Annotated in this window: 17 protein-coding genes; 10 read left to right on the forward strand and 7 right to left on the reverse strand. The window is 59.0% G+C overall.

Features of this window, described 5'->3' with window-relative positions:
• Positions 1-71: 71 nt before the first annotated feature.
• Together ACP15R_RS22240 and ACP15R_RS22245 are read right to left on the reverse strand one after the other, a co-directional pair.
• A complete protein-coding gene (locus ACP15R_RS22240) occupies positions 72-1,241 on the reverse strand; it encodes an isovaleryl-CoA dehydrogenase (RefSeq protein WP_077407340.1) in 1,170 nt (389 codons plus the stop codon).
• A 44-nt stretch (positions 1,242-1,285) separates the two neighbouring features.
• A complete protein-coding gene (locus ACP15R_RS22245; protein WP_224868557.1) occupies positions 1,286-1,687 on the reverse strand; it encodes a MerR family transcriptional regulator in 402 nt (133 codons plus the stop codon).
• A gap of 285 nt (positions 1,688-1,972) precedes the next feature.
• On the opposite strand from ACP15R_RS22245, the gene ACP15R_RS22250 reads away from it, so the two are divergent.
• The 3 genes from ACP15R_RS22250 (at position 1,973) to ACP15R_RS22260 (ending at position 3,485) form a co-directional block, all read left to right on the forward strand.
• Positions 1,973-2,470: an RNA polymerase sigma factor gene (locus ACP15R_RS22250; protein WP_224868558.1), complete on the forward strand. Its 498-nt coding sequence runs from the start codon at positions 1,973-1,975 to the stop codon at positions 2,468-2,470.
• The gene (locus ACP15R_RS22255) at positions 2,467-3,099 is read left to right on the forward strand and encodes a hypothetical protein (RefSeq protein ID WP_224868559.1); all 633 of its coding nucleotides are present in this window, start codon (positions 2,467-2,469) and stop codon (positions 3,097-3,099) included. Before ACP15R_RS22250 ends, ACP15R_RS22255 begins: the two co-directional genes overlap by 4 nt.
• 98 nt (positions 3,100-3,197) lie before the next feature.
• Positions 3,198-3,485, forward strand: a complete 288-nt coding sequence (locus tag ACP15R_RS22260; protein WP_224868560.1) for a superinfection immunity protein — start codon at positions 3,198-3,200, stop codon at positions 3,483-3,485.
• A gap of 92 nt (positions 3,486-3,577) precedes the next feature.
• Here the strand turns inward: ACP15R_RS22260 and hutH are convergent, their stop codons facing one another.
• The 3 genes from hutH to hutC form a co-directional block, all read right to left on the reverse strand.
• Positions 3,578-5,128 carry a histidine ammonia-lyase gene (hutH, locus tag ACP15R_RS22265; protein WP_224868561.1) on the reverse strand — a complete coding sequence of 517 codons (1,551 nt, stop codon included), beginning with the start codon at positions 5,126-5,128 and terminating at the stop codon, positions 3,578-3,580.
• 31 nt (positions 5,129-5,159) lie between these two features.
• Positions 5,160-6,833, reverse strand: a complete 1,674-nt coding sequence (hutU, locus tag ACP15R_RS22270; protein ID WP_224868562.1) for a urocanate hydratase — start codon at positions 6,831-6,833, stop codon at positions 5,160-5,162.
• Between the two features lie 234 nt (positions 6,834-7,067).
• Positions 7,068-7,805, reverse strand: a complete 738-nt coding sequence (hutC, locus tag ACP15R_RS22275) for a histidine utilization repressor (RefSeq protein ID WP_224868563.1) — start codon at positions 7,803-7,805, stop codon at positions 7,068-7,070.
• Positions 7,806-8,189: 384 nt separating this feature from the next.
• Here hutC and hutI point away from each other — a divergent pair, with 384 nt between their 5' ends.
• Both hutI and hutG read left to right on the forward strand, forming a co-directional pair.
• Positions 8,190-9,419: an imidazolonepropionase gene (gene hutI, locus ACP15R_RS22280; protein ID WP_224868564.1), complete on the forward strand. Its 1,230-nt coding sequence runs from the start codon at positions 8,190-8,192 to the stop codon at positions 9,417-9,419.
• Positions 9,403-10,356, forward strand: a complete 954-nt coding sequence (gene hutG / locus ACP15R_RS22285; RefSeq protein WP_222231514.1) for a formimidoylglutamase — start codon at positions 9,403-9,405, stop codon at positions 10,354-10,356. The genes hutI and hutG overlap by 17 nt, the downstream gene beginning before the upstream one ends.
• Positions 10,357-10,379: 23 nt before the next feature.
• On the opposite strand, the gene ACP15R_RS22290 is transcribed toward hutG, so the two are convergent.
• Complete coding sequence (locus ACP15R_RS22290; protein WP_224868565.1) at positions 10,380-10,976, reverse strand: NUDIX hydrolase; 597 nt, start codon at positions 10,974-10,976, stop codon at positions 10,380-10,382.
• A gap of 278 nt (positions 10,977-11,254) precedes the next feature.
• Here ACP15R_RS22290 and ampC point away from each other — a divergent pair, with 278 nt between their 5' ends.
• From ampC to ACP15R_RS22310, 4 genes are all read left to right on the forward strand, one after another.
• Positions 11,255-12,469 (forward strand): class C beta-lactamase, encoded by a 1,215-nt coding sequence (gene ampC, locus ACP15R_RS22295; protein ID WP_224868566.1) that lies wholly within the window; start codon positions 11,255-11,257, stop codon positions 12,467-12,469.
• A gap of 46 nt (positions 12,470-12,515) precedes the next feature.
• Entirely contained in the window at positions 12,516-13,289 is a 774-nt protein-coding gene (locus tag ACP15R_RS22300) for a 4'-phosphopantetheinyl transferase family protein (protein ID WP_224868567.1), read from the forward strand.
• A 228-nt stretch (positions 13,290-13,517) separates the two neighbouring features.
• A complete protein-coding gene (locus ACP15R_RS22305) occupies positions 13,518-14,207 on the forward strand; it encodes a TetR/AcrR family transcriptional regulator (protein WP_224868568.1) in 690 nt (229 codons plus the stop codon).
• A 128-nt stretch (positions 14,208-14,335) separates the two neighbouring features.
• Positions 14,336-15,007, forward strand: a complete 672-nt coding sequence (locus ACP15R_RS22310; RefSeq protein WP_224868569.1) for an RluA family pseudouridine synthase — start codon at positions 14,336-14,338, stop codon at positions 15,005-15,007.
• An 89-nt stretch (positions 15,008-15,096) separates the two neighbouring features.
• Here ACP15R_RS22310 and ACP15R_RS22315 read toward each other — a convergent pair whose 3' ends face one another.
• A complete protein-coding gene (locus ACP15R_RS22315) occupies positions 15,097-17,445 on the reverse strand; it encodes a Tex family protein (RefSeq protein ID WP_224868570.1) in 2,349 nt (782 codons plus the stop codon).
• A 352-nt stretch (positions 17,446-17,797) separates the two neighbouring features.
• On the opposite strand from ACP15R_RS22315, the gene ACP15R_RS22320 reads away from it, so the two are divergent.
• Positions 17,798-18,994: an efflux RND transporter periplasmic adaptor subunit gene (locus ACP15R_RS22320; RefSeq protein WP_224868571.1), complete on the forward strand. Its 1,197-nt coding sequence runs from the start codon at positions 17,798-17,800 to the stop codon at positions 18,992-18,994.
• The last annotated feature ends 2 nt before the right edge of the window (positions 18,995-18,996 follow it).

Raw genomic sequence — 18,996 nt, forward strand, 5'->3', positions numbered from 1 at the left:
CCCATGGATGGGTTCACGGCGTGTCTGGAAAAGCGGCTACGGCGGCAGCACCGCCACGGAATTTCAAAAAGTTATCGGGTCTCGTTAAACAACTCGCGCCCGATCAACATGCGACGAATCTCAGAAGTACCCGCGCCAATCTCATACAACTTGGCATCGCGCAGCAGGCGGCCGGTGGCGTACTCGTTGATATAGCCATTGCCGCCCAGGGTCTGGATCGCCTGCAGCGCCATCTGCGTGGCACGCTCCGCAGTAAACAAGATTACCGCCGCAGAATCCTTGCGCGAATCCTCACCGCGATCACAAGCCTGAGCCACCGCATACAGATACGCGCGGCTCGCATTCAGGTCCGCATACATATCTGCAATCTTGCCTTGCATCAGCTGGAACTCACCGATCGCCTTGCCAAACTGTTTGCGCTCGTGAATGTACGGCACAACAACATCCATACACGCCTGCATAATGCCAACCGGGCCGCCAGACAGAATCGTGCGCTCGTAATCCAGGCCGCTCATCAGCACGCGCACACCGCCGTTCAGCTGGCCCAGAATATTCTCTTCCGGCACCTCACAGTCCTCGAACACCAGCTCACAAGTGTTGGAGCCACGCATGCCCAGCTTGTCCAGCTTCTGCGCCTGGGAGAAACCCTTAAACCCGCGTTCCACGATAAACGCCGTGATACCACCGGAGCTGATGCCCGGTTCGGTACGCGCATAGATCACATAGGTGTGCGCATCCGGACCATTGGTGATCCACATCTTGTTGCCGTTCAGGATGAAACGGTCACCCTTCTTTTCCGCCTTCAACTGCAGGCTCACTACATCGGAACCCGAGTTCGGTTCACTCATAGCCAGCGCGCCGATATGCTCACCGGAGCACAACTTCGGCAGGTACTTGGCTTTCTGCTCCGGGGTGCCGTTCTTGCGGATCTGGTTAACACACAGGTTGGAGTGCGCGCCGTAGGAAAGGCCAACAGAGGCCGAGGCGCGCGAGATTTCTTCCATCGCCACCGCGTGGGCCAGGTAACCCATATTCGAGCCGCCGTATTCTTCTTCGACGGTCATGCCTAACAGACCGAGTTCGCCAAACTTCTTCCACATATCCGCAGGAAACAGGTTGTCTTCGTCAATCTGCGCTGCGCGCGGGGCCAGTTCTGCCTGACAGAACTTGTAGACCATATCCCGCAGCATTTCGATGTCCTCGCCGAGGCCGAAGTTGAGAGTTGGGTAAGGCGTATTCATGGGTTGCTCCGCGATGACTCAGTCAGAGTGTTATTAGGTTGAAATTAGTTACTGTGTTCTTTGAGGGCCGCCTGGGTGCGGGCGGTGGCTTCATCCAGCTGCGCGAGCATCTTCTCGATATCGCGCTGCTGCTGGCGCAGTTGCTCGCGCTTGCTTTCGATACGCTCCAGCAGGCGGCTGAGCTGCTCTAGATTGCCGTGGGCCGGGTCGTACATATCGATGATTTCCCGGCTCTCATCCAGAGAGAATCCCAGACGCTTGCCGCGCAGGATTAGCTTCAGGCGCACCCGGTCTTCCGGGGAATACACCCGCGTCTGTCCACGCCGCTCAGGGCTGATCAGTCCCTTGTCTTCATAAAAGCGGATGGTGCGGGTGGTAATCCCGAACTCCTGGGCCAGCTCAGAAATACTGTAGCTGTCGGCGCTATTGGTGGCGGTGGCGTTCATTTGAGCTCCTCTGATCTGTCCGAAGTCTAGTTGACGTTTACGTTAACGTAAACGTCAATCTGGGCCGGAATGTGACCGAAATAGTCTTTGCTGTCTTCATGGGGCACAAGCGGGGGCGATTTGGGCGCCAAGGTGCAGGGACTGTGGGGCCTTCAGCGGAGGTAACGTTTTCGTTGAAAGCGGGAAATTTTATGTAAGGTTTCGATCCCGCTGGGTACAGTAGCCCGTATCAACCGCTGCCAGTGATGGCCCAGCGGCCCATTTCAACGGATAGATAACGATAACTTGGACACTCGGGAACAGATCTTTCAGCAGCTGGTGGATGCATGCGGCGGCGGTATTGCCCGTGTCGCGGGTAGCTACGTGCGCAATCGGGCGGAGCAGGAAGATCTCGTGCAAGAGATCTGGATGGCCATCTGGCGGGCACTGCCGAATTTCCGCGGCGACTCGAGCCTGCGCACCTTTGTCTACCGCATTGCCCACAACCGCAGTGTGACTCAGCTGGTGCGGCGACGAGACGCGGGCGACAGCGACCTGCTGGAGAGCGTGTGTGATGAGCGGCCGGGACCGGAGGGTAGCCTGATACAGGCGCGGGACGCGGAGAGACTGATGCGCGCGGTGGCCCAGCTGCCCCTGGGCATGCGCCAGGTGCTGAGCCTGCGCTTTGAGGGGCTCAGCTACAGCGAGATATCCGAAGTATTGGGTATTAGTGAATCCAATGTGGCGGTGCGCCTGAATCGCGCCCGCGAGCGCTTGAATACAAAATTGGGTAAGACGGTATGAGTGGCGACGCAAACAACAAGTCGGTAAACGATGCGGCAGAAGATGACGAGCTGCAGGCCCTCGCGGAAGTGTGGCAACAGGCGGCAGTTGCGCCGCCGGTACCAGACACTATTCGCAGCAGGATTCGTCGCGAGGAGCGGAAGATGCGCTTGTATGCGCTGCTCGAATGGGGTGCGGCAATAGTGGTTGGCTTTTTCGGAATTTACCTGATGCTGACCAGTGAGGTGCGCGACGCACCGTGGCGTGCGCTGCTGGTGCTGGTGTTGTTGATCGGGGCGATGGCGTTCTCGGTCTCCAATCGTCGAGGCCTGTCGGCGCCGCTGGAGGAAACCACGCAGGCATATCTGGAGCGCGCGCGGCTGCGGCTGGTGCGCAAGCGTCGTACCCTGCAATTCGCCTGGCTGCTGTTTGTCGCAGAGCTGGTGATTCTTGCGCTGTGGCAGTGGCTGTCGCAATTTGGTTGGTTGGAACCCATTTTCGGGCGGAACAGTGCAGCCAGCATCGGCCTGCTCGGTGTTTTTACCCTGGCGATGGCAGTCTGGAGCCTGTGGTATTGGCGCCGTATACAGCGCAGCGCACAGCAGATTTATCGCTGGCAGCGAGAAAATATTGCAACGAATGAAAAATAAGAAAAATAAATTGTAAGAAAGTCCTGTTCACCGGTACTAACGCAAGCGTCGATCGGACAACCTGATTCAATTTTCCATCAGATATAGAGACCTTGCTTATGTTGTCGAACCTTGAACAAAAAACTCAGGACTTTCTCGAGTTACTGGCGGGACTGGACCCAGTGCAGACTGCTATCTTTGTGGTGTTTTTCTTTGCGGTGTGGTTTTTGCCGAGCCTGCTGGCGATCTTTTTCAACCGCAAGTATTTGGGGAAAATTTTTCTCGCCAATGTACCCGCGGGACTGTCGTGGATTGCCTGGGTAGCGTTGCTGGTATGGGCGGTGACGGGAAAGCTCAGCGGCAAGCTGGCGAAGAAGTACGAGTCCCCGCAGGCGTCCGCCAGTTAACGTTTGCAGGCTAAGGCTAAGGTATAAGTAGAAAAACCTTCGCTCACACGCAGATGAACACTGCGTACAAGCGAAGGTCGGCGGCAGACTAATTACTGATTGCTGGGCAACATTTCTGTGGCCAGGTAATCGCGGTAATAGGCGCTCGCCAGCAGTTGCTTGGCTTCCTCGATATCCGGTGCGAAGTAGCGGTCCTTGTCATAGAAGGGAACGCGCTCGCGCAGGGCAGCCTTGGCATTTTCCAGTTTGTCGGTAGTTTTCAGTGGCGCGCGGAAGTCGAGGCCCTGACAGGCGGCCAGTAATTCCACCGCGAGAATGCCGCAGGTGTTATCGGCCATGTCGCGCAGGCGACGACCGGCGAAGGTGGCCATGGACACGTGGTCTTCCTGGTTGGCGGAGGTGGGCAGTGAGTCGACGCTCGCTGGATGGGCGAAGGTTTTGTTTTCACTGGCCAGCGCCGCAGAGGTCACCTGGGCAATCATAAAGCCGGAGTTCACTCCGCCGTTGTCCACCAGGAAGGGTGGCAGGCCGGACAGGTTGGAGTCGATCAGCAGCGCCATGCGGCGCTCGGACAGGGAGCCGATTTCGGCAATGGCGAGGGCCAAATTGTCGGCAACCATGGCCACCGGCTCCGCGTGGAAGTTACCACCGGAAATGATGTCGGAGTTTTCCGGGTTTTCCTCGTCGGTAAACACTAGCGGGTTATCGGAAACACCGTTGGCTTCCGCCAGTAATACCTCGGCGGCAAAGCGGATCTGCTGCAGGCACGCGCCCATTACCTGTGGCTGACAGCGCAGGGAGTAGGGGTCTTGCACCTTTTCACAGTTTTCATGGGAGTCGCCGATGTCGCTGGCCGTGCCGAGCAGGTCGCGGTAGCTGGCGGCGACGTCGCGCTGGGCAACCTGTCCGCGCGCTGCGTGAATGCGGTCGTCGAACGGGCGGCGTGAGCCCTTGGCCGCTTCCAGGGTCAGTGCACCGGTTACCACCGCGCCGGCAAACAGGTCTTCCGCGGAAAACATGCCTTCCAGTGCGAAGGCAGTGGAGGCCTGGGTGCCGTTCAGCAGTGCCAGCCCTTCTTTCGGTGCCAGTACCAGCGGGGTCATGCCTGCAAAGCTCAGGCCTTCGGCGGCAGACTTGCGTTCGCCATTGATAAAGCACTCGCCTTCACCGAGCAGTACCACGCTCATATGCGACAGTGGCGCCAGGTCACCGGAGGCGCCCACGGAACCCTTTTCCGGGATCGCCGGGTAAACGCCGGCGTTAACCAGCTTGATCAGTGCCTCGATCACTTCCAGGCGGATGCCGGAAAAACCGCGCGCGAGGGAGTTGATCTTCAACACCATCAGCAGGCGCACGGTATTGGCATCCATAAAGTTGCCGGTACCGGCCGCGTGCGACAGTACGATGGCGCGCTGCAGGGTTTCCAGGTCTTTCTTTTCGATACGTGTGTTGGCCAGCAGACCAAAACCGGTGTTGATCCCGTAGACGGTGCGGCCCTGTTCGATCACATCCGCCACGGTTTTAGCCGAGGCTTCAATTGCCGCGTGGGCGTCTTTGTGTAGCGATAGCTGCACCGGTTCCCGTGCAACGCGGCGCAGTTGTTCCAGGCTCAATTGACCCGGGATAATTTCCAGTTGATACATAATTTTTTACCGCAAATCTCTTCGCAAATTTTTAGTCTTTGAGCATTGGCAGGTCGAGGCCCTGCTCCCGTGCGCAGTTCTTGGCGATGTCATAGCCCGCATCGGCGTGGCGCATCACACCGGTGGCCGGGTCATTCCACAGCACGCGTTCGATGCGTTTACGCGCGGCTTCGGTACCGTCACACACAATCACCACACCGGAGTGCTGGGAGAAGCCCATGCCCACACCACCACCGTGGTGCAGGCTGACCCAGGTTGCGCCGCTGGCGGTATTCAGCAGTGCGTTCAGCAGGGGCCAGTCGGAGACGGCGTCGCTGCCGTCCATCATGGATTCGGTTTCGCGGTTGGGGCTGGCAACGGAGCCGCTGTCCAGGTGATCGCGACCGATGACCACCGGCGCTTCCAGTTCGCCGTTGGCCACCATTTCGTTGAAGGCGAGCGCCAGGCGCGCACGGTCTTTCAAGCCGACCCAGCAGATACGCGCTGGCAGTCCCTGGAACTGAATGCGCTCACGCGCCATATCCAGCCAGTTGTGCAGTTGCGGATTGTCCGGAATCAGTTCCTTTACCTTGGCGTCGGTTTTGTAAATGTCTTCCGGGTTGCCGGACAGTGCTGCCCAGCGGAAAGGACCGATGCCTTCACAGAACAGTGGGCGGATATAGGCGGGCACAAAGCCCGGGAAGTCGAAGGCGTTTTCCACACCCACTTCGAAGGCCATCTGGCGAATGTTGTTGCCGTAGTCGAGAGTGGCCGCACCGCGTTCCTGTAGAGCGAGCATGGCTTCCACCTGAATACCCATGGATTCCTTCGCAGCTTTTACCACGGCCGCTTCGTCTTTCTGACGCATCTCGGCGGCGTGCTCCATGCTCCAGCCCTTCGGCAGGTAGCCGTTCAGCGGGTCGTGGGCAGAGGTCTGGTCGGTAACACAATCGGGGAGGATGCCGCGCTCGACAATTTCCGGGAAGACGTCGGCGGCGTTGCCGAGCAGGCCCACGGAAATAGCTTCGCCTTTTTCCATGGCGTCGTTGATCATTGCCAGGGCTTCGTCGAGGCTGGTGGCTTTTTTATCCACATAGCCGGTGCGCAGGCGGAAGTCGATGCGGGTCTCGTCGCACTCGACGGCGATCATACAGAAGCCGGCCATGGTGGCGGCGAGTGGTTGAGCACCACCCATGCCGCCGAGGCCGCCGGTGAGAACCCATTTGCCTTTGGCCTGACCATCGAAATGTTTGCGCGCTACCGCAGCAAAGGTTTCGTAGGTGCCCTGGACGATGCCTTGGGAGCCAATGTAGATCCACGAGCCGGCGGTCATCTGGCCGTACATGGCGAGGCCTTTTTTATCCAGCTCGTTGAAGTGTTCCCAGTTTGCCCAGTGGGGTACCAGGTTGGAGTTGGCGATCAGTACGCGTGGGGCGTCGGTGTGGGTTTTGAATACGCCGACGGGTTTGCCGGATTGCACCAGCAGGGTTTCGTCGTCTTCCAGACGCTGCAGTACTTCGACGATTTTGTCGTAGCACTCCCAGTCGCGCGCGGCGCGGCCGATCCCGCCGTACACCACGAGGTCTTCCGGGCGTTCGGCTACGTCGGGGTGGAGGTTGTTCATTAGCATGCGTAGCGGGGCTTCGGTAAGCCAGCTTTTTGCATTTAGTTTGGTGCCGGTGGGTGCGGCAATTTTGCGGCTAGGGTCGTGACGTTTGTCGGTCATGGTTGCCTCGTCTGTTCCAAATTCTGTGGATAGTTTGAATTGGATTTTTTGGGCTTGTGGCCCGTTGGTCTTTCGTTTGTCTTGTGGCGGCGAGGCGCCGGGGGGAGGTTTTCAGGACCACTGTGAACCCATCCCTGGGCGTTTCGGCGCAAACTTCCTGTTTGCGACGATCCTGAAAACCTCCCCCCGGCACCTCGCCTTCAATTCGTACTTCTGTGGTTTTTTACCTGGCTATCAAAACCTCAGCTGCGCGCCCAGTCGGTATCGATTTCCCGGGTGTACCAGGCGCGCAAAACTCACAGTGCCCGCACGGCTCATGGTGCGCCGCCAGATCTGCAGGCAGGCGCTTCCTTTGTCGATTTCCAGCGCTTCCGCCACAGCGCCGTCCGCACCAATGGCTTCCACCGTGGTATCGGCTTCGGTCAAGGGGGCCACGCGGGTCAGGTATTCATTTGGTGTGGCCGCACTGAAGTCCTGTTGCAGGTATTCCGGCACCAGTGTGGGGTTGGTATAGCGTTCTTCGAACTGGATTGGCAGGCCGTTATCCAGATGCACGATGATCGAGTGGTACACCGCTGCGCCTTCGGCGAGACCCAGCGCAACGGCCACTTCGGTACTGGCGATGGCCTGTTCCAATTTAAGAATGCGATTACCGTAGCTGTGACCGCGTGCGGCAACTTCGTCGGCGATATTCCGGACTTCCAGCAGGGAACCGGCCGGTACCGGTTCTGCCACGAAGGTGCCGAGGCCCTGGGAGCGCATGAGTACGCCTTCGTCGGTGAGCTCTGACAGGGCGCGTCGGGCGGTCATGCGACTGACGTTGAAGTCTTGCGCGAGCTGGTTCTCCGAGGGCACACGAAAGTGGGCCGGCCACTCACCGGATTCGATCTGCGCGCGGATGTGTGCCTTGATGGCGGCATAGCGCGGTTGGCTGCTGGCTCCGGTGGTCGTGCTGGAAATCTGACTGCTCATACTTGTGTGGTCTTTGCCTGCTCGGGTAAAGTGGCTACCATCTTGTACACTCTTGTATATACAAGCTTGGTTGGGGCCAACTATGGAGCGGAGACTTTTCCCTGTCAAGACTGGTGGGGCAGGCAATCTGAGAGGCTAACGGAGCTTTGAGGGCCAAATTGAAGGGCGAGTGCCGGGTATGACTTTTTGAAAGCGTCAGCGGCATGGACGCCGCTGACGCAGCGTACAGGGACGTATTCACAGTGGTTTCAAAAAGTCATACCTGGTGCTTGCCCGCCACCGGAGCGAGAACAGAGTTCTAGCTACTTGGTATAGGGTGAGAATCCGCGCCAAATCCCCCCAACAGGGCTATGGTTACAAATAACGCCAATTCAGTGAGCGACTATGACCGAACGCTGTGATCTGCTGATTACTAATGTCCATGCGGCCACGATGGATCCGTCTCTGCCCGGCGCCTATGGCGCGGTGGAAGACGCTGCGGTGGCGGTGACGGGCAACAAAATTGTCTGGATCGGCCCGCGCCGGGAACTGCCGGAAACTGTGGCGGATCTGGTGATTGATGGCGAGGGGCAATGGCTGACCCCGGGGCTGATCGACTGCCACACCCATCTTGTATACGGTGGCCACCGTGCCAGCGAGTTTGCCAGGCGTTTGGGTGGCGAAAGCTACGAGGACGTCGCCCGCGCTGGCGGCGGCATCCTGTCCACCGTGCGCGCTACCCGCGCCGCCAGTGCCGAAGAGCTGTATCACGCCGCCGAGCCACGCCTGAAAGCCCTGATGAGCGAAGGGGTCACCACCGTCGAAATCAAATCCGGCTATGGCCTCGACCTCGACAATGAATTGAAGCAGCTGCGCGTTGCGCGTCGCCTCGCCCAGCACTACCCGGTGAATATCCTCACCACTTGCCTCGCCGCCCATGCCCTGCCACCGGAATACGATGGTCGCGCCGACGAATACATCGACCTGGTGTGCAACGAAATTTTGCCCGCGGTCGCGCGGGAACAATTGGCCGATGCGGTGGACATGTTTTGCGAAAACATCGCCTTCTCGGTGGAGCAGTGCCAGCGCGTAATCAGCGCGGCACGCAAACTCGATTTGCCGGTCAAGGTACACGCGGAACAGCTTGCCTCCACCGGCGCCACCAAAATGGCGGCCCGTGCCGGCGCGCTGTCGGTGGAGCATATTGAATACATCACCGATGAAGATGTCGCGGCGATGGCGGAGAGCGGTACCGCTGCGGTATTGCTGCCCGGGGCCTTTTACACACTGAAGGAAACCCGCGTGCCACCGGTGGACAAGCTGCGCGCCGCCGGTGTGCCCATGGCGATTTCCACGGATCTGAATCCGGGTAGCTGCCCGATCGCTTCGCTGCGTCTGATGATGAATATGGGCTGCAACCTGTTCGGGCTGACCCCGGCAGAAGCACTCGCCGGCGTGACGCGCTCCGCGGCGCGCGCACTGGGGATTTGTTGCTCGCGGGGTGTATTGCGCCCGGGGCTGCGCGCGGATATGGCGCTGTGGCCGATGGAAACGCCGGATCAGCTTGCCTATGAGGTGGGTGCGCTGAAACCCGCGGAAATGTTTTTAGGGGGACAACATGTTACAGCTGGCTGATATGCGCCTGTGGAGTGGCCGCGTTGATGGTGAAGACGGCAAGGCGGGCAAGCGCTGGCATCAGGACATAGTACCGCTGCATCTGGATAGCCCGCCGGGGTTCTCGATTCTGGGTTTTGCCAGTGATGAAGGTGTGCGTCGTAACAAGGGGCGTATCGGTGCCGCCAAGGGCCCGCGTATCCTGCGTCTGGCACTGGCCAATCTGCCCAAGACCTTTGGTGCACCGCTGTACGATGCGGGCAATGTGCGGGTGGAAAAGGACGACCTGGAATCCGGGCAGGCAATGCTCGGCGCGCGGATTACCGAACTGATGAGTGCCGGACACTTCCCCATGGTACTCGGCGGTGGCCACGAGATCGCCTACGGCAGCTATCAGGGCATCGCGCGCTGGATGCGCGAGCAGCACCGGGACAAAACCCTGGGCATTATCAATTTCGACGCCCACCTGGATATCCGACTGCCTGCGCCGCAGGGGTCATCCGGTACCCCGTTTTACCAGATCGCGGAACAGTGCGACCTGAACGGCCGCCCGTTCAATTATCTCTGTGTGGGTGCCGCGGCAACCGCGAATACCCCGGCGCTGTATCAGCGCGCGGAAGAGTTGGGTGCGCAGGTCATCTCCGATCGGGAGATCGTGCCCTGGCGTATCGAACTGGTGCAGCGCCAGATTGCCGACTTTATCGACCGCGTGGATTTCGTATACCTGACCATCGATCTGGACTTTCTGCCCGCGGCGGTCATGCCCGCAGTGAGTGCGCCCGCCGGCCGCGGTGTGGCCTTCGAGCTGTTCGAGCCACTGCTGGATACGGTGCTGGAATCGAAAAAGGTCTGTCTGGCGGATATTGCCGAATTTAACCCTTACTTCGATATCGAAGATCACGCAGCGCGCACCGCCGCACGGGTAGTGTTTCAGATTGCCAACGGCATAAAGGGCTGATGCGGATACCGCCCGCGGTAGCATCAGGGTGACGGTGACTGCCGTTCCGGTGGTGAGGGCGGCGCCGGCTCTTCCACCGGCAATTGCCGTGGTGGCCTCCGCGCATCCAGATAGCGCTTGATATAGGGCTTGTGGGTGTAAATCACATCTTCCGGCAGGCGGTGCAGGTCAAAGAAGCGGTAGCCATAGATTTCACCGTCGCGGATTGCCACCTGCTTGTCCTTCAAGCGCCCGCGAATGGCGATATTGATAATCCCCGAGCGCGGCACCTTGTCGACCTCGAGTACCTCGAAATCGTCGATCTTGATGTCCAGCTCTTCGCGCAGCTCACGGCGCGCCGATTCTTCAAACGATTCATTGCGCTCTACCCAGCCGCCGGGCAGGGACCACTTGTCCTGATAGGTGTGGCGCACCAGCAGCAGCTGATTGTTGCGCTCGACGAAATACACCATCCCCACCACAAACTTATCTGTCAGGGCGTAGGAGATATTCCAGCGGATCTTGGGGGGGAGTTTGCGGTACAGCTCATACTTCAGTCCCGGAAAAGCCACAAACGCCCCCGCCGCCAGTACGCCGAGCAGCAGCAGTAAGAGGAAGCTTTTTAAGACAAAAGATCGCATGGGTCCGGTACGGCTTATCTCGCGGTCATTAATGGCTCAAAACCAAGCGCCAGAGCCCGTTGCGTTGCGGTGGCCCTGAAGCTGAGTGCACAGTGGGTAAAGTGTATCCGACAGTGGCGGCATGTTTCGAGCGCTAGTTTGTATGCACATTTAAGGTGCAGGCGCTGAGGCGGGAAGTTATTCCGGCTAAACTGCACTTTATCCCGGGTACATGGTCAGACAAAAAAACCGTCCGTGAGTTTCCATCACTCACTCGTCTGCACAATAAGGAAGACAAGATGTCGCTCACACTGTTTACTTCGCGCTCGCTGAAGAGCCTACTTGCCGGTACCGGCGTTATTCTGGGCGGCTTGGCGCACGCTGAATCTGACGTGAAAATCAGTGCCGGCCAGCTGGAAGCTGCGGTGGTCGCAGCGATTCAACCCGTGGTGGAAAAATACCAGGTACCAGGCATGGCACTGGCCCTCACCATCGATGGCGAGCCGTACTTTTTCAATCTGGGTGAAACCGCGCTGGAAGACGGTGCGCCGGTAACCGAGCACACCCTGTTCGAGGTGGGCTCGGTCAGCAAGACGTTCACTGCCACCCTGGCGGCGTACGCGGAAGTCAAAGGCGCGCTGGATTTTGCCAAACCCGTGAGTACCTACCTGCCGCCGTTGCGCGGCAGCGCCATGGACCGGGTGTCGGTACTCAATCTCGCGACCCACACGGCGGGGCACTTTCCGCTGCAGGTTCCGTCCGAGGTGCAGGATGAAGACCAGTTGCTCAGCTATTTTCGCGTCTGGCAACCGCAGTACAGTCCCGGCAGCAAGCGTACTTATTCCAACCCAAGCAGCGGCCTGCTGGGCCTGGTTGCGGCACGCAGCCTGAACCAGCCGTTTGCCGAGGCAATGGATCAGCATATTTTTCGTGGCCTGGGTTTGTCCGAGACCTACGTGCAGGTCCCTGCAGAAAAGATGCTGGACTACGCCGAGGGGCACAACCGGCGGAATGAGCCGGTGCGGGTAAATATGGGGCTGCTCGGTGAAGAGGCCTATGGCGTGCGCGCCAGTGCCGCCGATTTGACCCGCTATATTGCCGCGCAGATGCAACTGGTGAAGGTCGACGAAGATCTGCAGCAGGCACTGGAAAAAACGCGCAGCGGGTATTTCAGTACCCAGTATTACGTGCAGGATATGGTTTGGGAGCAGTACGCTCTGCCGGTGGAGCGAAGCCGCCTGCTCGCGGGCAACAACTGGAAGAATATCAGCGGCGACCGTCCCGTGGATGCAATCCAGCCGCCTATGGCGCCGCAGCAAAATGTGCTGATTAACAAGACGGGTTCCACCGGGGGTTTTTCCACCTATGTGGCATTTATTCCCCAGCAGCGGTTTGGATTTGTGATGCTGGCGAATAAATACTTTCCCAACCAGGCGCGCGTCGAAATGTTATATGCCTTGTTGCAGTCGCTGCTTCCCGAGGTAGTGGCCGCACCCACTGATGCCACAGAATAATCGGTAGCACTTTTTCGTGCGGCCGAATCTGCCAAGGATCGAGCGGATGAGTCTTACAACAGAACAGCAAGCACCAGCGAAGTCGTCGACCAGCACGCTGCTGCGCAGCGGATTTATTCTCGCCCCAACCTATGAACACCACGACACCGCGGGTTTTTATCGGGCCCGCTGTCGTTTCGACATCGACCATTACCACCCCTCGCTCTTTGCCGCCGCCGGCATTCTGTTGCCCGCTCAGATTGCGCGGGCGGTGCCTGGGCGTCAGGCAGAATTCCTTGCGGGTCGTTATCTCGCCCACAGCATACTTGGTGAACTCCACTCGCCGGATCGGGAAGTCCCGCATATTGGTATTGGTCAACAGCGCAATCCGGTGTGGCCGAGCGGGGTGGTGGGTAGCATCACTCACTGCGGCAGCGAGGTGGCCTGTGTGCTTGCCAGCGCGGCGCGCCTGCACTATCTGGGCATCGATCACGAAAACTGGATGACCCCGGCTGTGTATAAGGAGGTTGTGCCTTCCGTTTTGAATGCAGACGAGTTGGCGCTAGTTGCCGACCTGCGCTTGTCCCCCGAGCAGGCAGCGACCCTGATCTTTTCGGCCAAGGAAAGTCTGTTTAAGGCACTGTATCCGACTGTGCAGTGTTACTTTGGCTTCGAATGCGCACGACTGACCTCAATCAATACGGAAAAGCGTATTCTGGTTCTGCAATTGCGCGAAGATTTTGCACGGCAGTACCAATTGCAGTGGAATTATTTGGTTTCCTTCCGTGTGTCGCCAGTCGGAGTTGAAACCCTGGTACAGGGGCGTGTCGCTAGCCCCTAATCACGCGTTTCTCGCAAAGCGCAGCAAAATGACCTGCTGGCGCAGAGAATACGTAGAAAAGGTTACAAGAGAGGTTCTTGCGCGAATTTTGTCTCCTTGGTCAGCATTTTGTCGAGCGTAACGCCAAGTATCACTTACCTTGTACGATTGACCAATAATTGACCGTTGTATAGGGTTGGTGTTTCGTACATTTGGCGCACTGAATTTTTTCTCTTTTGAGGTTACGACATGGTTTCCAGCAGCGGAGCGGGCGAAATTGCGTCTACAGCACCCAGTGCTAAGCCTTCCTCTGTGAACAAGAAGGCGGAGAAGCGCGAAGTCGCGATGGCGAAAATCCTGAATGCCACCCTGGACCTCATTGCGCGCAAAGGTCTTGCGGCCCTGTCTCACCGGTCGATTGCGAGTGAGGCGGGCGTGCAGCTGGCGATGACCACTTATTACTTCGGTACCATCGACAATATTTTGGTCGAGGCTTTCCGCGAATATAGAAAGTCCATGGAACCGGTGAACATGGGGCTCATTACGGCCTATTCGGAGTTATTGGCGCGGTGCGTAAACGAGCAGGGCGAGCTGACGGAGCGCGACGCTTACATTGAAGGGCTCGCCGGTATTTTTGCCGAGCTGATCGATACCGGGCCTACTATCCGTTTGCGTCAGTTACAGATCGAGTGCCAGTTCTTGTACGAGCAGCATCCGTCACCTGCACTGGAGAAAGAGACCCAGTCCTATAACAATGAGCTAGCAGGCCATGCCCGTGATTTTATTGCGCCGCTGGCAACCCGCTCTCCCGACCTGGATGCGCAGATGTTTCTGTGGATGATCCAGAGTCTGGAGTTCTCGCAAGTAACTAGCGCGGGTATCAAGGGGCAGTCCAGCCGCGAAGTACTGGTGCGGTTGTTGCGCGGCTTTTTAGTTTAACTAGTCTAACTAGTCTAACTCGCTGTTTCTGAATACCTAGTCCGGCCGCCAAATGCGCGGCCGGGAAAAATTGCGTAAGCTTGCGGCCCATTCCCGATAGATCGCCGACTGATAGCCGAGCCCGAGTTTTGCGCCCCTACAATCCCCCCTCTGATCCCCTTCTGGATGTCGTATACAGCGATGCCCACCTGCTGGTGCTGGACAAACCGAGCGGCCTGCTCACTGTGCCCGGCCGCGATCCCGCCCACAAAGACAGCCTGGCGCTGCGCGCTCAGCAAGAATATCCACAGGCGTTGATTGTGCATCGCCTGGACATGGACACCTCCGGTCTGGTGGTGATGGCACTGGGCGCAGAGGTGCACCGACAGTTGAGCGTCCTGTTTCAGAATCGAAAGGTGGAAAAAAGCTATCTGGCGCGGGTCTGGGGTGAGCCCGAGCAGCATGAGGGCGAGGTCGACCTGCCACTGATTTGCGACTGGCCCAATCGACCGCGGCAGAAAGTCTGTTTCGAATCCGGCAAGCCATCCCTGACCCGCTGGCAAAAACTCGACAGCGACGGGCACACCAGTTTGTTACAGCTAACCCCGGTAACCGGCCGCTCACATCAATTGCGGGTGCATATGCAGGCCCTGGGGCACCCGATACTCGGCGATCCGTTTTACGCTCATCCGGAGGCGCGCGCTGCCGCGTCGAGGCTTCTGTTACACGCGCAGGAGCTGGGCTTTGCGCACCCGGTGCTGGAGAAAGAGGTGCACTTTTTGTGTAACCCTGGAGAAGACTTCCTCGAACTCAGTTCCTAGGGCGCAGGCACCCAAACGAAAAAGGGCGATCCAGTGGGTCGCCCTTTTTGATTGCTCGGGATTATTATCCGGACTTATTACCTGGGTAATTACTTCTTACCCTTCATCGCCGCCGCCAGCAGGTCGCCCATACTGCCGCGGCCACCGTTGCCGCCGCCCTGTTGCTGGCGGCTGCGGTTGTTGTGCCGCTGAGCTTGTCTGCTCTCGCGGTGATCACCACGCTTCACGCCGCCGCTGCCCTGTTCGCCGGGCTCGTCAGACATGCGCATGGATAGGCCGATACGTTTGCGCGCTACGTCCACTTCCATCACCTTCACCTTGACGATGTCGTTCGCCTTGACCACTTCGTGTGGGTCTTTCACGAACTTCTCTGAAAGCGCAGAGATATGCACCAGACCGTCCTGGTGGACACCGATATCCACGAAGGCACCGAAGTTGGTGACGTTGGTGACCGTGCCTTCCAGTACCATGCCCGGGCGCAGGTCTTTGATTTCCTCGACACCGTCCTCGAACTTGGCGGTGCGGAATTCCGGGCGCGGGTCGCGGCCGGGTTTTTCCAGTTCACTGATGATGTCTTTCACTGTCGGTACACCGAACTTCTCATCGGTGTAGTCCGCCGGGTTCAGGCGGCGCAGGAAGGCGGAGTCGCCGACCAGGCCGTTGATCTCGCGGCCGTTCTTCTCGGCGATGCGCTTGACCACAATGTAGGACTCCGGGTGTACCCCGGAGCGGTCCAGCGGGTTTTCGCCGTTGTTGATGCGCAGGAAGCCCGCCGCCTGTTCGAACGCCTTGGGTCCCAGGCGCGGGACTTCTTTCAGCTGGTCGCGGTTTTTGAAGGCACCATTCATATCGCGATAGGTGACGATGTTGGCGGCGATGGACGCACTCAGGCCGGACACACGGGTCAGCAGCGGCGCGGAAGCGGAGTTCAGCTCGGCACCCACGCCATTCACACAGTCTTCCACCACCGCATCCAGGGAGCGCGCCAGCTGGGATTGGGACACGTCGTGCTGGTACTGGCCCACACCGATGGACTTGGGCTCAATCTTCACCAGCTCCGCCAGCGGGTCCTGCAGGCGGCGGGCAATGGAAATTGCCCCACGGATGGTTACGTCCAGATCCGGGAATTCCTTAGCGGCAAATTCGGAGGCGGAGTACACGGACGCACCGGCCTCGTTCACCATCACCTTCTGCGCGGTCAGTTTGAACTGCTTGATGGTCTCGCCGACAAACTTGTCGGTCTCGCGACTGGCGGTGCCGTTGCCGATGGCAATCAGGCCCACGTCGTATTTTTTGCACAGTGCGGCGATCACCGCGGCGGACTCGGCCAGCTTGTTCTGCGGCGGGTTGGGGTAAATCGCAGTGTGGTCGAGTACCTTGCCGGTGGCGTCGACTACGGCCACTTTCACCCCGGTGCGCAGGCCCGGGTCCAGACCGATAGTAGCCTTTTGACCGGCGGGTGCGGCCAGCAGCAGATCCTTGAGGTTGCGGGAGAAGACCTTGATGGCCTCTTCTTCGGCTTTTTCGCGCAACTGACCCAGTAGATCGGTTTCCAGGCTGGTGAGCAGCTTGATGCGCCAGGTCCAGCGCACCACCTCACCCAGCCATTTGTCGGCGGGGCGGCCCTGGTCTTCGATGTCCACATGGCGCGCAATCAGGGTTTCGCAGGGGTGGCCGGCGGTGGCGGGACGCTCTTCATCGCCCTCCAGTCCCAGATTGATGGCGAGGATGCCCTCGTTGCGGCCACGGAAAATCGCCAGCGCGCGGTGGCTCGGTACCTTGGACCACTCTTCGCCGTACTCGAAGTAGTCGCGGAACTTGGCGCCTTCCTCTTCCTTGCCGTCCAGCAGTTTGGATTTCACCTGACCGTCGCGGCTCAGGAAGTCACGCAGCTTGCCCAGCAGCTCGGCGTCTTCGGCGAAACGCTCCATCAGAATGAACTTGGCACCGTCCAGCGCGGCTTTGATGTCTTTTACATGCAGAGCGGCGTCTTCGTTATCGGTGTTGAGGTACTTTTGCGCTTCTTCTTCGGGGTTAAGACTCGGGTTGCCGTACAGGTCGTCGGCCAGTGGTTCGAGGCCCGCTTCGATGGCGATCTGGCCCTTGGTGCGGCGCTTGGGCTTGTAAGGTAGGTAGAGGTCTTCAAGGCGGTTCTTGGTATCGGCCGCGTTGATCTGCTGGGCCAGCTCGGGCGTAAGTTTGCCCTGCTCGTCGATGCTTTTCAGGATGGCCGCGCGGCGCTCTTCCATCTCGCGCAGATAGCGCAGGCGCTCTTCCAGGGTGCGCAACTGGGTGTCATCCAGCTCCCCGGTCACCTCTTTCCGGTAGCGGGCAATAAAGGGCACGGTCGCGCCTTCATCCAGCAGTCCCACGGCGGCAGCCACCTGTTGTGGGCGCACGTTCAGTTCTTCGGCGATACGGGCGTTGATATCCAACATCTTGTTATCTACTTCCTCAATGTCACATCAGGTGTTTTGCGGTGGGGAAATCGAGAGCTGACAGCTCGTGCCCGACCAAAAAAATCGGCGGCCATTATGGGCCATGCGGCGGCGGTCACCAAGGTGGAAAGTGGTTCGATTTCTCAGTGCGGAAGCCGCCTGCTGACGGTTTGCGATCAACTGGAATTTTGCTGCGGTGTTCTGAAGCTGGCGCTGGTTCCAATACGCTGCCAGCCCTGTAGAATGCGCAACTAGTTAAATTTTGATCAATGGGACAGCTGTGAATCCTTCGAACAAACGCTCTAGCAAGAATAAAATTTTGGGTCTTGTGGTTCTAGTCGGTGTGGTCTTGATGACTGCAGTGATTGTGTTTGCGCCAAAACCTGAGGAAAAAGTTGCCGAGGCCGCGGTACCGCCGGTAGCGGATATTCTGTATGCGGAGCCCGGCCGTCACACCCTGCTGGTGCCCAGCCAGGGCTCGGTGCACGCCCGCCACGAGATCGAAGTTGTGGCCCGCGTGGGCGGTGTTATCGAAAGTGTGAGCGACGGCTTTGTTGCCGGTGGCTTCTTCGAGAAAAGCGATTCCCTGCTGCAAATCGAGCCCGCGGATTACCGCCATCAGCTGACCCGTTCCCAGTCCCAGGTCGCTAATGCCGCTGCAGCGCTGGCCCAGGAGGAGGGACGTGCCAAGCAGGCCAAGCGTGAATGGCGCGACCTGGGCAGCGAAGCTGCCAACAACCTGTTCCTGCGCAAGCCGCAGCTGGCTGCCGCCAAAGCGGAGCTGGAAGCGGCCAAGGCCGATCGCGATCAGGCCAAACTGAACCTGGAGCGCACCGCGGTCAAAGCGCCGTTTGCCGGCCGTGTGGTGGAAACCTTGGTGGATATCGGCCAGTACGTGACTGCAGGTACCAAGCTCGCCCGTATTCACAGTGTGGGTATCGCCGAAGTGCGCCTGCCGTTGACCGACCATCAATTGTCGCTGCTGGAGTTGCCGCTGGGTCGCGCCATTGAGAATGGCCCGGCGGTGCGCCTGAGCGCCAACCTCGCCGGCCAGCCTCGCGAGTGGCGTGGCCAGATTGTGCGCACCGAGGCGGCGATCGATCCGAACAGCCGTTTCGTCTACGCCGTGGCTCAGGTGCCGAACCCGTATCAGGGGGATGCGCCGCTGATCAACGGTCTGTTCGTGGAGGCGCACATTGCCGGTAAAACCTACGACGACATCACATTGTTGCCGCGTCAGGCGCTGCACGAGGGTGACCACATCTTGGTGCTGAACGAAGAGAACCAGCTGGGCTTTAAAACTGTGCAGTTGCTGCAGGCTGCGGGCGACCAGGTCTGGCTGCGTGGCGACATTAATGCCGGCGACAAGGTGGTTATTTCCAGCCTCGGCTATTCCCGCGAGGGCATGGTGCTGAGCCCCAATCCACTGAATGAGAAACCGTCCGGCCTGTACTTGGGCGGGCAACCCGAAATGCCATCCGATGAACCACAGAGCGAGGGTACCGATACTGCCGGTGGCAGTGCCGCATCCGCACAGGGAGCCTATTAATT

The organism is Microbulbifer sp. S227A (genome assembly GCF_049800935.1).